Source organism: Candidatus Thalassolituus haligoni (genome assembly GCF_041222825.1).
Classification (GTDB): domain Bacteria; phylum Pseudomonadota; class Gammaproteobacteria; order Pseudomonadales; family Oceanobacteraceae; genus Oceanobacter; species Oceanobacter antarcticus.
The window spans coordinates 3,222,391-3,239,830 of sequence record NZ_CP139482.1 but is presented as its reverse complement, the minus strand read 5'-3'; the positions used below and the strand labels follow the sequence as shown (position 1 = coordinate 3,239,830).

Sequence of the window (17,440 nt, the reverse complement as noted above, 5' to 3'; positions counted from 1 at the left end):
GGATGACCACACGGGGGATGGCTGATTCATGATATTTGATGCGTTTATTGTACTGGCATTTATTGCCTTGATCGTACTTGGCTACAAATACGGTACGTCGAAAGAAATGCTGGATCTGGCCAAGGTGTTTTTGCCGATATCCATTGCCAGCGCCTATAGCGACCACTTTGGTTTGTATCTGACCCAGATGGGTCTTTTGCGCGCCAATGACTGGGCGGTGCTGACGTTAACCGGCTTTCTGATTCTGTTTCTGACGATGTGGTTTTCCATTCGTTTGCTGGAAAAAATTGCTGTGCACTACAATGTGCACGGACGCTGGCTTGAGAACAATCGTTTCACAACGATGACCAATCGTGTGTTTTGCGCCATTGCTAACGGCGTTCAGGCGTTATTCTTACTGACTTTTTTCAGTTTTCTCAGTACTCAGGTAACGTTTGTGCCAAAAAACTACAAAAGTTATCTGATGGCTCATTCGTTGATGTACCCGGCGATTGACCGAATTTGCCGCAAGACAGTTAACGGCCAGTTTGTGGATTCATTGATTCATGATCCCACTGGCACTACAACGTTCGAGCTGATTCTGAAAACCGTTACCAATAAAGCCATGATTACCGATATTTCCGAGGAAATTCACCGCTCAACCATTGTGCGAGCGCGGGATCTTTTGGATAAAACGCTGCGAGAGCTTGAAAGCGCTCGCCAGCCCGGCAAGAGTATCGTGATTGAAGAAACCATCACCGTCAGCGCAGAATCTCCGATTCAGCGCTGAGTATTAACCTGACGGGTTGCTCGCAGGTATTGGCGGTTATTTTTGCAACGCTGCGGCTATCCACTGACGCAGTTGTGGAGCTGGCAGAGCACCGGCCAGACGATCCACTTCCTTGCCCTGGCGAAACAGAATCAGCGTCGGAATGCTGCGAATGCCAAACTGTTGGCTCACCATCTGGGCTTGCTCGGTATTGACCTTGGCAAAGCGTAACTGGTGCTGCTGTTCAGCGCAGAGTTCCTTGAAAATCGGCCCCATCATCTTGCATGGCCCGCACCATTCCGCCCAGAAGTCGACGAGGACGGGTAAATCGTTTTTGGCCAGAAAACGCTGGAAGCCGGTGTCATTTAACGCCACCGGCGTGGCGTTAAATAACGCGCTTTTACATTTTCCGCATTGGCCTTGCTGGTTGTGCTGGTCGTCGGGAATGCGGTTGATGGCGCCACAGGAAGGGCAGGTATAAAACATGGCTTGGCTCCGTGAAGTGATCCGTCAATACAACCTATATGCGGCTTTGGTTATGGAGTTTCAAGTAAAACCCTTGGTAATCTCGTCGTTTTTAGCAGGCCTCAGGGAGCGGTGCGGTGAAGAAATTCGGTTTTGGATATTTCCCCGGCAATACGTGATGCCGGAATTTCAGTCCCGTTGTGGAAAAACAACACCGTCGGTGGCCCGAAAACCGCCATGTTTTGCAGGAAATCGATTTGCTCTGCAGTATTGCGGGTGACGTCCAGTTGCAGCCAGGTCATGTGGCGCAGTTGTTGTTGTACGTCGGCATCGGCAAAAATCTCATCTTCCATCACCTTGCAGCTGATGCACCAGTCGGCGTACAGATCCAGCATCACGGGTTGTTGGCTGTTACTGATCAGATCTTGTATTTCAGCGACGGATTCGGTGCGGTAAAAAGCGCTGCTCTGCTTGCCCGCTCCGGGTGCTGACGACAGGTGCCTGGGGGTCAGCGGTTGAACAGGATTTTGGTTGCCCTGCAATGCCCCCCAGAACGCGGCAATGCCATACAGCAGTAATGACCAGGCGAGGCCTTTGAGTAAACGCTGGAGTGGAGTTGAGGCTGCTTCAAAAGCACCAAGCACCACGGCGTAAATCAATGCAAGTAGCCCCCAGAGTGCCAGGGAAATCGGGCCGGGCAGGATACGGCTGATCAGCCAGATAGCCACGGCGAGCAGCAGCACACCAAAAAATACCTTGATCTGGTTCATCCAGGCACCGGCTTTGGGCATCAGGGAACCACCACTGGTGCCCAGTACAATCAGTGGTGCGCCCATGCCAAGCCCGAGTGCCAGCAAGGCGCTGCCACCCAGCCAGACGTTGCCTGTGGTGCTGAGGTAAACCAGAGCGCCCGCCAGTGGGGCGGATACGCAGGGGGAGACAACCAGTGCTGACAGCACGCCAATCACAAAGACACTGAGCAGGTGCCCTCCGGATTGCTGTTGGCTCATCCGGTTAAGGCGATTGCGGATACCACTGGGTAATTGCAGCTCATACAGGCCAAACATGGCCAGCGCCAATAATACAAACAGCAGAGCAAACAGCACCAGCACCCAAGGGGTTTGCATCCAGGCCTGGATGTTGGCACCGGCACCGAGTAATCCCATGATCACACCAGCCAGGGCGTAGGTAATGGCCATGCCGAGGACATAGGTACTTGAGAGCAGAAAGCCACGGCGGGCTGAAATCGTCTGGTTTTGCCCCATCACTACGGCGGTCATGATCGGAATCATCGGCAATACACAGGGCGTGAACGTCAGCCCGAGTCCAAGCAGGAAAAACAAGCCGATGGTGGTAAGCCAGGAGCCTTCAAACCAGCTTGCTGATGTGCTCGCAGGTGCGGCGGTATTGTTGCTGCCGATACCGTTACTGTCAGGAGTTGTTGATCTGGTCGTAGCAGGCAACGCGGCGGGTGTGTCGAGTGTAGTGGTCGTGTTGGAGTCTGGCAGGGGTGAGACGGTTGAAGGAGCTACTGCTACTGGTGTAATTGGTGGCTTCGGTCGATGAACATCGGAGGCGGAAACATGAATGGTGAAACGCTGGGGTGGATAACAAAGTCCGGCGTCGGCACAGCCCTGATAATGCAGAGTCACTTCTCCGGCATTGAGCTGATCCAGTTTGAAACTTGTTTCCAACGGGCCGTAATAAGCGATGATATCGCCAAAGGCCTCATCAAACTTGGCCTTGCCCGGTTGGGAAAAGCTGGCGGGATCAATACGGCTATTGTTCTGGCTCAGATAAATGCGGTGTTGGTAAAGATAATAGCCGGGAGGAGTTTGCCACTGAGCAATCAGCAGGCCGTTATCCATATCCACTTGCAATGGAAAAGCTTGTTCCACCGGTAAAAATTGCGCTTCCGTGTTGCCTGGTGCGTCAAACAGCCCTGCCTGGGCGGTAGTGACCACCGTTAGCAGTGCCAGTATGGCAACCGTATATCTGGCAATCATCTGCATAGGAAATCCCTGACGTTGGCTTGGTGTGGTTATGTTTTACGCTGCACGGCGATTCGCGCCAGTGCGATCAGGGCGTCTTTGGCCGGTGATTGCGGTAAAAGTTGCAGCTGTTGTTCAGCCCGTTGTACGCAGGCATTGGCTTTGCTGCGGGTGTACTCCATCGAGCGGGTGCTGGTAACCACGGCCATCACCTCGTCCATGTTATCCAGACCTCCTTTACGAATAGCCTGGCGCACCAGTTTGCGGCCGGTTTCATCGGCATGCGCCATGGCATGGATCAGTGGCAGGGTTGGTTTGCCTTCAGCCAGATCATCGCCGACGTTTTTACCCAGATCGGCAGCATTACCTTCGTAATCCAGCACGTCGTCAATCAACTGGAAGGCCAGACCCAGCTCCTTGCCATAAATACGCAAGGCTTCCTGAACGTCGTCAGGCGCTTGCAGCAAGGCGGCGGTACCGTGAGTCGAGGCCTCAAACAGTTGTGCCGTTTTTCCCTGAATTACGTCCATATACTGGGCTTCAGTGATGTTGGGGTTTTTGACGTTGGTCAGCTGCAGCACTTCACCTTCGGCAATTACACAGGTGGTGGATGACAAAATGTCCATCACCTTGAGGTTGGCCAGTTCGACCAACATGTTAAACGAGCGGCTATAGAGAAAGTCTCCGACCAAAACACTGGGGGCGTTACCCCACTTGGCATTAGCGGTTGGATTGCCACGCCGCAGATCCGAGGTATCAACGACATCGTCGTGCAGTAGTGTGGCAGTGTGGAGGAACTCGATAATGGCGGCCAGCCTGACCACGTCCGGGTTGCAGTTGCCGAGCGCTCGGGCACTCAGCAGCACCAGCAGCGGGCGGATACGTTTACCGCCGCTGTTAACAATATAATCGGCGATTTTCTCCACCAGAGGCACACGGGATGAGAGTTGATCGTTGATTAACTGGTTGACCGCCTGGAAGTCGTCATCAACACGCGCCAGTATATCGGCCAGTGACATCGACGGGGCCGGGGATGGAGTTGTCATGGTGGATGGCGGCATGTTCATAGAATCCCGAAAAAACTGCCGCAAATGCTAGAGTTGACCGTCCACAGTGTCAAGGAAATGCGATAATCGCCGACTTGCAAGGGTACAGTCTCTGGGGTATAGTCTCGCGCCCGAATTTCAGCTCCCTGCCATATGGTAACCCGTGCGTTCCCAGTAGAAGCAGGTCGTGAAAGTAGCGTGTTCGGTTATGGACCGGTGCTGATCAGAGGCCCGGCTAAAACGCAGCCGATGGAGAACATCATGTACGCAGTAGTAATTACCGGCGGTAAGCAATACCGTGTTGAAGAAGGTCAGACGCTGAAGGTTGAAAAACTGGAAATAGCTACCGGCGGCGCTGTCGAGTTGGAAAAAGTTTTGCTGATTGGTAACGGCGATGACGTTAAAATTGGCACCCCTGTGGTTGAAGGCGCTAAAGTAACCGCAGAAGTTATTGCCCATGGTCGTCACAAGAAAGTGAAGATCATGAAGTTCAAGCGTCGTAAGCACCACATGAAGCAAATGGGCCACCGTCAGTGGTTCACCGAACTGAAAATCACCAGCATCGCTGGCTAATTTTTTTAAATTCAATTTGGGCCCGGGTGACTGTGAATGACGGTCACCGCATCCGCAGTGTTGTAGTGGTCCCTCAGAAGGAGAAAGAAGCATGGCTCACAAAAAAGCTGGTGGTTCTACCAAAAACGGTCGCGATTCCGAAAGTAAACGCCTTGGCGTCAAACTGTACGGCGGCCAAGCTGCAAAAGCAGGCGCTATCATTATTCGTCAGCGTGGTACTCGTGTACACGCCGGTGACAATGTGCGTGTTGCTCGTGATCACACTTTGTTTGCAACTGCCGAAGGCGTTGTCAAATTTGAAGTGAAAGGTCCAAAGAACCGCAAGACTGTTAGCGTCGTTCCTGCCTGATCGACAACCCTTTCGGGTTGTCGGCGGTTGGTTTGCCGTAAAAAGCGCCCCAGCTGCTTGCAGTTGGGGCGTTTTTGTATGTTTTTTTGAGGTATCGATATGAAGTTCGTTGACGAAGCACGAATTACAGTTGAAGCGGGAAAGGGCGGCAACGGCTGTTTGAGCTTTCGTCGCGAAAAATTCATCCCCAAGGGTGGGCCGGACGGTGGCGATGGTGGCGATGGTGGCTCGGTTTACCTTGAAGCCAACGACTCGATCAATACACTGGTGGATTATCGTTATACCCGCCGTCATCGCGCTCAGAATGGTCAGGGCGGCGCCAGCCGTAACTGTACCGGAGCCAAGGGTGAAGATACGGTGCTGCTGGTGCCGGTGGGCACGACAGCGATTGATGAAGATACCGGCGAGACCCTGGGTGATCTGACGGAAATCGGTCAGCGCCTGATGGTTGCTCGCGGTGGTTTCCACGGACTGGGTAATACCCGGTACAAGTCCAGCACCAATCAGGCACCACGTCAGACCAAGCCGGGGCAAATGGGGGAGTCGCGTAACCTCAAGCTGGAGTTGAAGGTATTGGCCGACGTTGGTCTGTTGGGGTTGCCAAATGCAGGCAAGTCGACCTTTATTCGCTCTGTCTCGGCGGCCCGTCCCAAGGTGGCAGACTACCCGTTTACAACGCTGGTGCCTAACCTGGGTGTGGTCTCTATTGAGCAACATCGCAGTTTTGTTATTGCCGATATTCCTGGTCTGATTGAAGGGGCATCGGAAGGTGCTGGCCTTGGCGTTCGCTTCCTGAAGCACCTGGTGCGCACTCATCTGCTGCTGCATATTGTTGATATGGTGCCGCCGGATGGTGCTGATCCTGCTGAGCGCGCCCGTGCGATTATCAACGAGTTGGAATACTTTTCTCCGGGCCTGGCCAAGCGTGATCGCTGGTTGATATTGAACAAGCTGGATTTGCTGCCGGAAGGCGAACGCGCAGCTGCTTGTCAGGATGTACTGGACAAGCTTGACTGGCAGGGGCCGGTTTACCAGATTGCCGCGATTAACAAGGAGGGTACCTTCCCGCTGAGTTGCGACATTATGGAATACATCGAAGCTCGCCGTCTGCGCGCCCAAGAAGATGAAGAGTTTGCCGATCAGATTAACCGCGAACGTGAAGTTGTGGAAGAAGAAGCGCGTGAGCGTATTGAAGAGCTGGAAGAGCGGTATCGGGCCGAGCGGGCTGCGATCAGGGCTGCTTCAAATGGTAACGACGATGACGATGACTACGATGTCGAAGTCGTTTATCTTAACGAATAGTCTTTTTCGTAACAGGCGTTAGGCTTCCCCGTCGCTGGTCGACGGCTCTACTGGTGTGATGTCAACACTGCAGAGTTGCTACCAGAATTCCAGTCACCGCTTCTGGCCGTGACATTGTATCAAGAGCTTTCGGAATGGCTTTGGACTCACAACAGCAAATTCAGCAGCATCGTACTCGTCTGGCGGGTAAAAAACGCTGGGTGATCAAGATCGGCAGCGCCTTGCTGACCAATGACGGTCAGGGTCTTAATCGTGAAGGGATGCAATCCTGGGTCGATCAAATGGCCGAGTTGCAGCGCCAAGGGCATGACATTGTGTTGGTGTCGTCCGGTTCGGTCGCGGAAGGCATGACACGTCTCGGCTGGAGTAAGCGCCCTGAAGAGCTACACCAGTTGCAGGCAGCAGCTGCGGTAGGGCAGATGGGTCTGGTACAAGCCTACGAAACGGCGTTTGGCAAGCATGATCGCCTGACTGCTCAGGTGTTGCTGACCCACGATGACCTCAGTAATCGCACTCGTTACCTTAATGCCCGCAGTACCTTGCGGACGCTGATGAATCTTGGTGTCGTGCCGGTGGTGAATGAAAATGACACCGTAGTGACCGATGAAATCTGCTTTGGTGACAACGATACCCTCGGTGCGCTGGTAGCCAATCTGGTCGAGGCGGATGTACTGGTTATCCTGACCGATCAACAAGGCTTGTTCACTGCGGATCCCCGTTCCAGCCCGGATGCCAAATTGGTGCTGGAAGGACGCGCCTCCGATCCTGCGATTGCTGCCATGGCGGGCGGTGGCGGTGTATTGGGTCGTGGCGGTATGGTGACCAAGGTGCGTGCGGCCTCTCTTGCTGCCCGATCAGGTGCAGATACCCTGATTGTGGGAGGGCGGATTGATGCGGTGCTGACCCGGTTACGTAATGGCGAGCTGCTGGGTACTCTGTTATTGGCCGATCGTGAGCCGGTAGCCGCCCGCAAGCAGTGGATTGCCGGGCATCTGCAAACGCGGGGTGATTTGATCCTGGATGAGGGTGCCGTTCATGCCTTGCGCAACGGCCATCGCAGCCTGTTGCCGATTGGTGTGGTTGCTGCCAATGGTCGCTTTGAGCGTGGTGAAGTGGTTGCCTGCAAAAATGAACGTGGTGAGCTGGTTGCCAAGGGCCTGGTCAATTACAGTCGCACGGAAGCAAACAAGATATTACGTACCCCGTCGTCTGGTCTGGAACTGGCATTGGGGTTTGTTGCCGAGCAGGAAATGATCCATCGGGACAATCTGGTGGTAATATAGCAGCAAGTAACAATATTTTTTCAAGTCTCATTCCTGCAGGATGTGTGGTTGAGACCCTGAACTTTCTATTAGAAATCTGAGGATCACTATGATTGAGTCGGTAGCCGTTGGGAACCTGGAAGTCAGCAACGACAAGCCTTTCACCTTGTTTGGTGGTATGAATGTGCTCGAAAGCCGCGATCTTGCCATGGCGATTTGTGAGCATTATGTTGAAGTCACGACCAGGTTGGGTATTCCCTACGTCTTCAAGGCGTCATTTGACAAGGCTAACCGCTCCTCAATCAATTCCTACCGTGGTCCGGGCATGGAAGAAGGCTTGAAGATCTTTGAAGAGATCAAATCGACCTTTGGTGTTCCAATCATCACCGATGTTCATGAGCCGCATCAGGCGGCACCGGTTGCCGAGGTGGCGGATGTGATCCAGCTGCCTGCCTTCCTGGCGCGCCAGACCGATCTGGTGGTGGCTATGGCAGCGACGGGTGCGGCGATTAACGTGAAGAAACCCCAGTTTCTGGCACCTCACGAAATGCGTCATATCATCAAGAAATTTGCCGAAGCCGGTAACGAACGCATCATGCTGTGTGAGCGCGGTTCCTCCTTTGGTTATAACAACCTGGTGGTGGATATGCTCGGCATGGATGATATGAAAGCCATGGCTCCGGTGGTCTTTGATGCCACTCATGCGCTGCAGCGTCCGGGTGGTCGTACTGATTCTGCGGGCGGTCGCCGTCAGCAGGCATTTGAGCTGGCGCGTTCAGGCATGGCACTGGGCCTTGGCGGGCTGTTTATTGAAGCGCATCCGAATCCTGCAGAAGCCAAATGTGATGGCCCTTGTGCGCTGCCGCTGGATAAACTGGAAGTGTATTTGACGCAAATGAAAGCGGTGGATGATTTGGTCAAGTCATTTGAAAAGGTTGTTATTGGTTAAGTTGCAGTAAAGTTCGCCTGTTTGCCGGAAAACGGTGACTTTGGGTTGACATGGAATAGGAGGGTCGGGATAATCCCTGCCCTCTTAGAATCCACTAACCCCATTATTGAGGAGCCGACTGTGGCAAATTCTGCTGGTTCTCGTAAACGCGCCCGTCAGGCTATCAAGCGTCGTGCTCGTACCGTAGCACTTCGTTCTATGGTGCGTACCTATATCAAGAAAGTACACGCTGCTGTAGCGACTGACAATTACGAACAGGCCCAGGCTGCGTTCGTTAAAGCTCAACCTTACATCGACAAGATGGTTAACAAGGGTATTCTGCACAAGAACACTGCAGCACGTACCAAGAGCCGTCTGAATTCGAAGGTTGTTTCGCTGAAAGGCTAATGCCTTTTAACGATAAAAAAGCCCGCTCTTGCGGGCTTTTTTGTGGCTGCTTTTCAGCAGCCTGCCGCCGGTATTCAAAAATTGTTGCTACGTCCGGGTAGCGACGAGTCAGGTTGCAAAAGGGTATAGCCATGGTGGACAAACAAAATGCTGCAGTTGAGGAAATAACGGAAAAAACAGCCAGGTCTGCAGGCAGCAGTTTGTTGCGCTCGTCGTCGGTGGTGAGTGTGTTTACCTTGCTCAGTCGGGTGTTGGGGCTGGTGCGTGATGTGGTGGTGGCCCAGTATTTTGGTACCCGTATTGATGCCTTTCTGGTGGCGTTTAAAATTCCGAATTTTTTCCGCCGTCTGTTTGCAGAAGGTGCGTTCTCAGTTGCTTTTGTGCCTGTCCTCAGTGAGTACCGCACCCGTCGTCCTCTGGATGAGGTGCAGCTGCTGGTATCGCGGGTATCTGGCACATTGGGGTTGGTGCTACTGGCAGTGACGGTGTTAGCGCTATTATTGGCGGAGCATTTACCCTGGTTGTTCGCACCGGGTTTTGCGGTGGATCCGGGTAAATTTGCCCTGACGGGCGATCTGCTGCGGATTACTTTTCCCTACCTGCTTTTTATCGCCATGACCGCATTTGCGGGCGGTGTTTTGAACAGCTACGGGCGTTTTGCCATCCCGGCTTTTACTCCGGTGTTGCTGAATCTGGTTCTGATTGCTGCCACGATATTCGCCGTCGACTGGTTTGAAGAACCGCTGTTTGCCCTGGCCTGGGGCGTGTTTTTTGCCGGTCTGCTGCAGTTACTGTTTCAGTTGCCGTTTCTGGCGCGCTTGCAGTTGCTGGTGCGCCCAACGGTAAAGCGCGATGACGAAGGGGTAAAGCGGATTGTGGGTTTGATGGTACCAGCGTTATTCGGCGTCTCGGTCAGTCAGATCAATTTGCTGTTGGACACGGTATTAGCGTCGTTTCTGGAAAATGGCAGTGTCAGCTGGTTGTATTACGCCGATCGATTGAACAACCTGCCGCTGGGGATTTTTGCCATTGCCATTGGTGTGGTGATTTTACCCGCGCTGTCGAGTAAACACGCGGCAGAACAGGCGGACGGTTTTGCCCGGACACTGGACTGGGCGTTACGCATGGTGCTGTTATTGGCGTTACCGGCGGCGCTGGCGCTGGCGCTGCTGGCGCAACCTTTGATGGCGACGATCTTTTATCACGGTGAGATGACAGCCTACGATATTGTACAGATGTCCACCGCCCTGCAGGCGTACGCCTCAGGTTTGCTGGCCTTTATGTTGATCAAGATACTGGCCCCCGGCTATTACGCCCGGCAGGATACTCGCACACCAGTGCGCATCGGTATTCAGGCAATGGTGGTGAACATGGTTTTTAACCTGATATTGGTGCTGCCGTTGGCTCATGTCGGGTTGGCGCTGGCGACGGCGATTTCGTCGTACTTTAATGCTCTGATGCTGTATCTGGGGTTGCGCAAGGCCGGGGTGCTACAGCATCAGAGCGGCTGGCCAGGCTTCATAGCCAAGCTGGCGCTGGCCAATACCGCATTGCTGGGTACGATACTCTGGCTGATGGGCGCGGCGGCGGATTGGCTGCTGTGGTCGGCAACCGAGCGTATGCTGCAAATGACATGGGTGGTGATCGCCGGTGTGGTGGTGTATGTACTGGTGTTACTCGTGGCCGGGCTACGGCCGCGACATGTGCGTGGTGCCTTGTTTGATTAACGGGGAGAGAAGGTTAAATCCTGTTGATACACGCTGTTTCCGGGGTTTGACTGTTCCCCGCGCAGTGCCTTGGCTATAATCCAGCCCCTTGTATTTTTGCCTGGTTACCTTTTATGTTCAGGTAACTGAACCACTGAGGACTGTCATCGCTCATGCGTCTGCTGCGAGGCTTACATAATATTCCAGCGGAATTCTCGGGTTGCGCCGTGACCATCGGTAATTTCGATGGCTTGCACCTGGGGCATCAGGCTATTTTGCGTGGTTTGCACGATGCTGCGAATGCGTTGGGCGTACCAACGCTGGTGATGATTTTCGAGCCGCAACCAAAAGAGTTTTTTGCCGCTGACAAAGCACCGGCGCGTCTGGCAAACCTGCGCGAAAAGCTGCTAGATCTCGATGCCGATCACGTCGACTACGTTTTGTGTCTGCCGTTTAATCAAGCATTACGTTCGATGTCGGCGGATGATTTTATCAAACAGGTACTGGTTGATACGCTGGGTATTCGCCATCTGATCGTGGGGGATGATTTCCACTTCGGTTGTGATCGTCGTGGCGATTACCAGGCGCTGGCAAGTGCAGGCTTGCAGTATGGCTTTGAAGTGCGGGATTCCTCGACCTTTCTTGTGGCGGGAGAGCGGGTCAGTAGTACCCGTGTTCGTAAAGAGCTCGAAGCTGACCGTCTGGGTGAAGTGCGCAAATTACTGGGGCGTGCCTATCGTATGTCCGGACGAGTTGCCCATGGACGGGAGCTTGGACGTACACTGAATACGCCAACCGCCAATGTGCTGGTCAAGCGTCATCGCCTGCCATTAAATGGTGTGTATGCTGTAGTCGCCCATATTCAGGAAACTGGTGAAGACTATCTGGGCGTTGCCAATATTGGTGTGAAGCCGACCATCAGTTCAATGCCAGAACCGTCACTGGAAGTACATCTGTTTGGTTTTTCTGGTGATCTGTATGGCCATCACCTGACCGTTGAGTTCTGGCACAAAATTCGTGGCGAACGCAGCTTTGATGGCCTGGAGGCGTTACGCGAAGCCATTGATGACGACAAACGCTCGGCCCAGCGCTATTTCGCCACCTTGCCACACTCTTTCCGTGATGCGGGATCGTCCCGGATCACCACGACCGAATTGAATTTCTCAGAAGCGACCCGTTATGAACGATAAAGTGGACAGCCAGTACAAACCGACCCTGAATTTGCCGGATACCGAATTTCCGATGCGTGGCAATCTGGCCAAGCGTGAACCGGACATGCTGGCGCGCTGGGAGAGCATGGGGCTGTACCAGCAGATTCGTGCTGCCCGTGCCGGGCGTAACAAGTTTGTACTGCACGATGGCCCTCCATACGCCAACGGCAAGATTCATATCGGCCACGCGGTAAACAAGATTCTGAAAGACATGATCGTCAAGTCGCGCACCATGAGCGGCTTTGATGCCCCGTATGTACCTGGCTGGGACTGCCATGGTCTGCCGATCGAACTCAAAGTCGAAGAACAGGTTGGCAAGGTCGGCGACAAGGTGAGCGCCAGTGAATTCCGCCGCCACTGCCGCGAATACGCTGCCAAACAGGTTGACGGCCAGCGCGAAGATTTCAAGCGCCTGATGGTGTTGGGCGACTGGGATAACCCTTACCTCACCATGGATTTTACAACCGAAGCGGACATCATTCGGACGCTGGGCAAAATCATCGACAAGGGCCATCTGCACAAGGGCTTCAAACCGGTGAACTGGTGTCCGGCTTGTGGTTCTGCCCTGGCCGAAGCCGAGGTTGAACACCAGGATAAAAAGTCGGTGGCGATTGATGTGAAGTTTGCCTTCCCGGATACCGCCAGACTGCTGTCTGCTTTTGCTGGGGATGCATCACTGGTGGCCAAACCGGCCAGTATTGTGATCTGGACAACGACCCCCTGGACATTGCCAGCGAACGAAGCGGTATCGGTACATCCAACGCTGGAATACTCGCTGGTATTGCTGAAAGAGCAGGATGAATTACTGGTGCTGGCCGCTGATCTGGTGAACGATGCGATGAGTCGTTATGGTCTCGATGCCACCGGTTTTGACGTGGTTGCCACCACCAAGGGCGCGGTATTGGGTTGGACCCCTGAACAGCTGGCCGCTGGCGACAGTGCCCCGTTTGTGGTTCGACATCCCTTTATGCCTGCGGCCGATAGCGCAGAAAAATACGTACCGATTATCACCGGTGAGCATGTGACGGCTGACTCCGGCACTGGCTCTGTTCATACCGCTCCGATGCATGGTGCCGACGACTATAACGTCTGTCAGGTTTTTGGTATCACTGCCGCCGAGATGCTGGTTGACAGCCATGGTCATTTTATTGATAACGCGGCCTTGCAAGCATTGGAACTGACCGGGCTCAGCACGGCTGACAAGGGTAACTTCCGCGTCTTGGGGATTCTCAACGAGTGCGGTGCATTGCTGAAAAAAGCCAATATCACGCACAGTTATCCGCATTGCTGGCGTCACAAAACCCCAATCATCTTCCGCGCCACCCCACAGTGGTTTATTGCCATGAACCAGAATGGCCTGCTGGAACAGGCGATGCACGAAGTGGAAAATGCCGTTGAATGGCGTCCGGGTTGGGGCAAGGCCCGTATTGAAAGCATGATGACGGATCGGCCGGACTGGTGTATCTCGCGGCAGCGTACCTGGGGTGTACCAATCGCCTTGTTTGTGCACAAGGACAGCAGCGCACTGCACCCGCGCACAGCGGAGCTGATTGAGCAGGTGGCACTGAAAGTGGAAGCCACTGGCATTGATGCCTGGTTCGAGCTGGATGTAGCAGAATTACTGGGTGATGAAGCGGCGGAATACGCCAAGGTTACCGACACGCTGGATGTCTGGTTCGACTCCGGTGTAACACATACCTCGGTATGCCAGCGGCGCGAAGAGCTGACCTTCCCGGCGGATATGTATCTGGAGGGTTCTGATCAGCACCGTGGCTGGTTCCAGAGTTCCTTGCTGACCAGTGTGGCAGCTTATGGACAAGCTCCGTACAAAACCGTGCTGACCCATGGTTTTACCGTGGATGCCAATGGTCGCAAAATGTCGAAATCCTTGGGTAACACCGTTGAGCCACAAAAAGTGCTGAACAGTCTGGGGGGCGACATCTTGCGCTGGTGGGTTGCCGACACCGACTACAGCGGCGAAATGACCGTCTCCGACGAGATTCTCAAACGTAACGCCGATGCCTATCGTCGAGTGCGCAATACCTGTCGTTTCTTGTTGGCCAATATTCATGGTTTTGATCCACAGACCGATCTGGTCGCGGGCGAACAGCTGCTGCCATTGGATGCCTGGATGGTGGATTACACCCGTACGCTGCAAGAGAAGGTGATTGCCTTCTATATGGATTATGACTTCAAGGGCCTGACCAAAACACTGATGAACTTCTGCGTCAGTGAACTGGGTGGCTTCTATCTGGATGTCATCAAGGATCGTCAATACACCTGCAAGGCCGACGGCCTGCCGCGCCGCAGTGCCCAAACCGCTCTGTTCCATGTACTGGAAGCCATGGCTCGCTGGATTGCGCCGATATTGTCGTTTACCGCCGAAGAAATCTGGGACAACCTGCCAGGCGAGCGTGATGCGTCGGTGCTGCTGGCAGAATGGTATACCGGCTTTCCTGCACTTAATGACAACGGCTTTGATAACCACTACTGGCAAACCATTCTCAGGGTCAAGGAAGCGGTGAATGGTCAGCTGGAAAAAGCCCGTGGTGACAAAATCATCGGTGCCAGCCTGGGTGCAGACCTGGTGTTGTATGCCAGTGACGAACTCAAGCCAGCACTGGAAAAACTGGGCAACGAATTACGCTTTGTGCTGATGACTTCAGCAGCCAGGGTTGAGCCGTTCACCAATGATATGGGCGACGCTACCGAGCTGAGCGGCTTGCGTATCAACGTTACGGCATCAACCGCCGAAAAATGTGAGCGTTGTTGGCACCACAGCGACACAGTCGGTCGTCACATCGAGCACCCGACCTTGTGTGGTCGTTGTATCGACAACGTTGAAGGAGAGGGCGAAGTTCGCCTGTACGCCTGATGCCATCTATTAAAACAAGTGCACTGGTCTGGGTCTGGCTCACCGTGTTGGTGTTTGTGGTCGATATTGCCACCAAGCAGGTTGCTGAAGCCTGGCTGATTTATGGTGATCCGATCTACTTGCTACCGGTGCTGGATTTTACCCTGCTGTACAACAAAGGGGCTGCATTCAGTTTGCTGGCCGACCAACCGGGCTGGCAACGCTGGTTCTTTACGTTTATCTCGGCCGCCGTCAGTGTCATGCTGGTGGTCTGGATGAGCCGATTACCTCGACATCAACGCTGGCTTGGCATTGCGCTGGCGCTGATTCTGGGTGGGGCACTGGGTAACCTGTTTGACCGTGTCCTGTTCGGACATGTGATTGATTTTATCTCGGTGCACTGGCAAAACGCTTATTTCCCAGCGTTTAATATTGCTGACTCGGCGATTACAATCGGTGCCATCATGATGGCTATCGACGTAATTCGCGACAGTATCAATAGTAATAAATCAGCTGCTGTAGCTAAAACGCATGGCGATTAAATCAGCGCTGCAGCGTTGTAAAAGCAGCACAAAAGCCGCACAAAAGCATAACAAAAGGTGACCCCATGGCTACAGACATCATTTCCAGTGGTAGTACCGTATCTCTTCACTTTGCCCTGAAACTGGCGGATGGCCAGGTGATTGATTCCACCTTTGAGGCCACTCCGGCACAGTTGGTGATCGGTGACGGTAATCTGCCAGAAGGTTTTGAAAGCCTGCTGCCAGGATTGGCAGTAGGGGATCACAAGACTTTCAGTGTCGCCCCGGAGCACGCTTTTGGTCAGCATAATCCGAACAATGTCCAACGTATGAAACGTTCAGATTTTGCTGCTGATCTGCCGATTTCTCCAGGCTTGGTGGTGTCATTTGCCGATGCCTCCAACACCGAACTGCCGGGAGTGATTGCCAGTGTTGAAGGTGACTGGGTGGAAGTGGATTTTAACCATCCACTGGCAGGCAAGATTCTGACCTTTGAAGTACAGATTCTCGACGTCAAGGCCGTAGAGAACGCCCATGCAGATTAAGCTCGCCAACCCGCGCGGGTTTTGTGCCGGAGTTGATCGTGCCATTGATATCGTCAACCGGGCGCTGGAGTTGTTCGATCCACCGATTTATGTGCGCCATGAAGTGGTGCACAACAAGTTTGTGGTGAACGACTTACGTCAGCGTGGGGCCATTTTTGTTGATGAGCTGGATGAAGTACCGGATGGCAGCATTGTTATCTTCTCGGCTCATGGTGTTGCTCAGACGGTGCGCAAAAATGCCACGGATCGGGGCTTGAAAGTCTTTGATGCCACCTGCCCGCTGGTGACCAAGGTGCACCTCGAAGTGGCCCGTTACAGCGCCGATGGCAGTGAATGTGTGTTGATTGGCCACAAAGGGCACCCGGAAGTGGAAGGCACCATGGGCCAGTATGATCACCGTCGGGGAGGGGGCATCTATCTGGTTGAAAATGAGCAGGATGTAACCAATCTGGTAGTCCGGGATGCCTCACGCTTGTCGTATGTCACCCAGACGACGTTATCGATGGACGATACCGCCAAGGTGATTGACGCTCTGAGAGAGCAATTTCCCCAGATTCAGGGGCCGCGCAAGAACGACATTTGTTATGCCACCCAAAACCGTCAGGACGCTGTCAAGCAATTGGCTGCAGAATGCGAAGTTTTACTGGTGGTTGGTTCCCCCAACAGTTCCAACTCCAATCGCTTGCGAGAGCTGGGCGAGCGTATGGGTGCCAAAGCGTATCTGGTGGATAACGCCAGTGAAATTCGTGGCGAATGGCTGCAAGGTATCCATAGCGTTGGCGTAACCGCCGGGGCATCAGCACCGGAAGTACTGGTAAAAGAAGTGGTGCAGTGCCTGGTGGATCAGGGTGGCCAAGCACCACAAGAAGTGCAGGGCACCGAAGAAAATGTGGTGTTTTCGCTGCCGCAAGAACTCAGATTGAAGGAGGTCTGAGTGGTGGTTGTGAGGTTTTTGCTATTGTTTGTTTTATATTCCGGTAGTGAAACCTGAATTACCCATCAATGCTGATAATCCCCGTCACCTGGTTGGGCCATAACGGGGCGATTGATTACTCCTGACTCTACCATTCGTACACATCGGCTCCTACGGTACGAGTCTGGCTTCCGGTTGAATCCATCAACAGAGTCCCGTCGGCTGCTTGTGTGCCTTGAGGCGTGGCGGTTATCTGGACACATTGAGTCAGAGGGGCACCATTGCAGCTGGCGGCGGCGACCTGGTATATCGTGCTGCCGTTGCCGCTATCCTTGATCAGGTAAAAACCGCCATTCAAGGTCAGACCCAGCTGGCTCAAGTCGGCGCTGTACGTCAGTTCATCAGAGTAGTAGCGCTCTTGTGCTGCCATGATACGAGAGAGCTCCTTGATCGTATCGGTTCTAAGCGCACGACGTACATAATTGTGATAGCCCGGAATAGCGATAGCTGCCAGAATACCGATGATGGCAATCACCACCATCAGTTCAATCAGGGTAACACCGCGTGTTCTGGACGTTCTCGAAGACAATCTCATAAGTACTCAGGTTTCCTGTTGTC

Annotated in this window: 17 protein-coding genes; 13 read left to right on the top strand and 4 right to left on the bottom strand. The window is 53.6% G+C overall.

The features are described from left to right. Nucleotides 1-28 precede the first annotated feature (28 nt). Complete coding sequence (locus tag SOJ49_RS14450) at nucleotides 29-769, top strand: CvpA family protein (protein ID WP_369855199.1); 741 nt, start codon at nucleotides 29-31, stop codon at nucleotides 767-769. Nucleotides 770-805: 36 nt separating this feature from the next. Here the strand turns inward: SOJ49_RS14450 and trxC are convergent, their stop codons facing one another. The 3 genes from trxC to SOJ49_RS14435 form a co-directional block, all read right to left on the bottom strand. Continuing rightward, entirely contained in the window at nucleotides 806-1,234 is a 429-nt protein-coding gene (trxC, locus tag SOJ49_RS14445) for a thioredoxin TrxC (protein WP_369855198.1), read from the bottom strand. Nucleotides 1,235-1,335: 101 nt separating this feature from the next. Next, nucleotides 1,336-3,219: a protein-disulfide reductase DsbD gene (gene dsbD, locus SOJ49_RS14440; protein WP_369855197.1), complete on the bottom strand. Its 1,884-nt coding sequence runs from the start codon at nucleotides 3,217-3,219 to the stop codon at nucleotides 1,336-1,338. Between the two features lie 35 nt (nucleotides 3,220-3,254). Further along, entirely contained in the window at nucleotides 3,255-4,265 is a 1,011-nt protein-coding gene (locus tag SOJ49_RS14435; protein ID WP_369855196.1) for a polyprenyl synthetase family protein, read from the bottom strand. Nucleotides 4,266-4,511: 246 nt separating this feature from the next. Here SOJ49_RS14435 and rplU point away from each other — a divergent pair, with 246 nt between their 5' ends. The 12 genes from rplU to ispH all read left to right on the top strand — a co-directional run bounded on the left by rplU (nucleotide 4,512) and on the right by ispH (nucleotide 16,843). Next, nucleotides 4,512-4,823, top strand: coding sequence for a 50S ribosomal protein L21 (rplU, locus tag SOJ49_RS14430; RefSeq protein WP_369855195.1), 312 nt, complete (start codon nucleotides 4,512-4,514; stop codon nucleotides 4,821-4,823). A gap of 91 nt (nucleotides 4,824-4,914) precedes the next feature. Next, the gene (gene rpmA / locus SOJ49_RS14425; protein WP_369855194.1) at nucleotides 4,915-5,172 is read left to right on the top strand and encodes a 50S ribosomal protein L27; all 258 of its coding nucleotides are present in this window, start codon (nucleotides 4,915-4,917) and stop codon (nucleotides 5,170-5,172) included. 99 nt (nucleotides 5,173-5,271) lie between these two features. Then, the gene (cgtA, locus tag SOJ49_RS14420; protein WP_369855193.1) at nucleotides 5,272-6,474 is read left to right on the top strand and encodes an Obg family GTPase CgtA; all 1,203 of its coding nucleotides are present in this window, start codon (nucleotides 5,272-5,274) and stop codon (nucleotides 6,472-6,474) included. A gap of 134 nt (nucleotides 6,475-6,608) precedes the next feature. Further along, nucleotides 6,609-7,757, top strand: coding sequence for a glutamate 5-kinase (gene proB, locus SOJ49_RS14415; RefSeq protein ID WP_369855192.1), 1,149 nt, complete (start codon nucleotides 6,609-6,611; stop codon nucleotides 7,755-7,757). An 88-nt stretch (nucleotides 7,758-7,845) separates the two neighbouring features. Continuing rightward, nucleotides 7,846-8,685 (top strand): 3-deoxy-8-phosphooctulonate synthase, encoded by an 840-nt coding sequence (kdsA, locus tag SOJ49_RS14410; RefSeq protein WP_369855191.1) that lies wholly within the window; start codon nucleotides 7,846-7,848, stop codon nucleotides 8,683-8,685. Nucleotides 8,686-8,805: 120 nt separating this feature from the next. Then, nucleotides 8,806-9,072: a 30S ribosomal protein S20 gene (gene rpsT / locus SOJ49_RS14405; protein ID WP_369855190.1), complete on the top strand. Its 267-nt coding sequence runs from the start codon at nucleotides 8,806-8,808 to the stop codon at nucleotides 9,070-9,072. Nucleotides 9,073-9,203: 131 nt separating this feature from the next. Next, a complete protein-coding gene (gene murJ, locus SOJ49_RS14400) occupies nucleotides 9,204-10,799 on the top strand; it encodes a murein biosynthesis integral membrane protein MurJ (protein WP_369855189.1) in 1,596 nt (531 codons plus the stop codon). Nucleotides 10,800-10,951: 152 nt separating this feature from the next. Continuing rightward, entirely contained in the window at nucleotides 10,952-11,968 is a 1,017-nt protein-coding gene (gene ribF / locus SOJ49_RS14395; RefSeq protein ID WP_369855188.1) for a bifunctional riboflavin kinase/FAD synthetase, read from the top strand. Further along, complete coding sequence (ileS, locus tag SOJ49_RS14390) at nucleotides 11,958-14,864, top strand: isoleucine--tRNA ligase (RefSeq protein WP_369855187.1); 2,907 nt, start codon at nucleotides 11,958-11,960, stop codon at nucleotides 14,862-14,864. The genes ribF and ileS overlap by 11 nt, the downstream gene beginning before the upstream one ends. Further along, entirely contained in the window at nucleotides 14,864-15,385 is a 522-nt protein-coding gene (gene lspA, locus SOJ49_RS14385; protein WP_369855186.1) for a signal peptidase II, read from the top strand. Before ileS ends, lspA begins: the two co-directional genes overlap by 1 nt. A gap of 65 nt (nucleotides 15,386-15,450) precedes the next feature. Beyond that, nucleotides 15,451-15,909: an FKBP-type peptidyl-prolyl cis-trans isomerase gene (gene fkpB / locus SOJ49_RS14380; protein ID WP_369855185.1), complete on the top strand. Its 459-nt coding sequence runs from the start codon at nucleotides 15,451-15,453 to the stop codon at nucleotides 15,907-15,909. Continuing rightward, nucleotides 15,899-16,843 carry a 4-hydroxy-3-methylbut-2-enyl diphosphate reductase gene (ispH, locus tag SOJ49_RS14375; RefSeq protein WP_369855184.1) on the top strand — a complete coding sequence of 315 codons (945 nt, stop codon included), beginning with the start codon at nucleotides 15,899-15,901 and terminating at the stop codon, nucleotides 16,841-16,843. Before fkpB ends, ispH begins: the two co-directional genes overlap by 11 nt. 127 nt (nucleotides 16,844-16,970) lie before the next feature. On the opposite strand, the gene SOJ49_RS14370 is transcribed toward ispH, so the two are convergent. After that, nucleotides 16,971-17,417, bottom strand: a complete 447-nt coding sequence (locus tag SOJ49_RS14370; RefSeq protein WP_369855183.1) for a type IV pilin protein — start codon at nucleotides 17,415-17,417, stop codon at nucleotides 16,971-16,973. Between the last annotated feature and the right edge of the window lie 23 nt (nucleotides 17,418-17,440).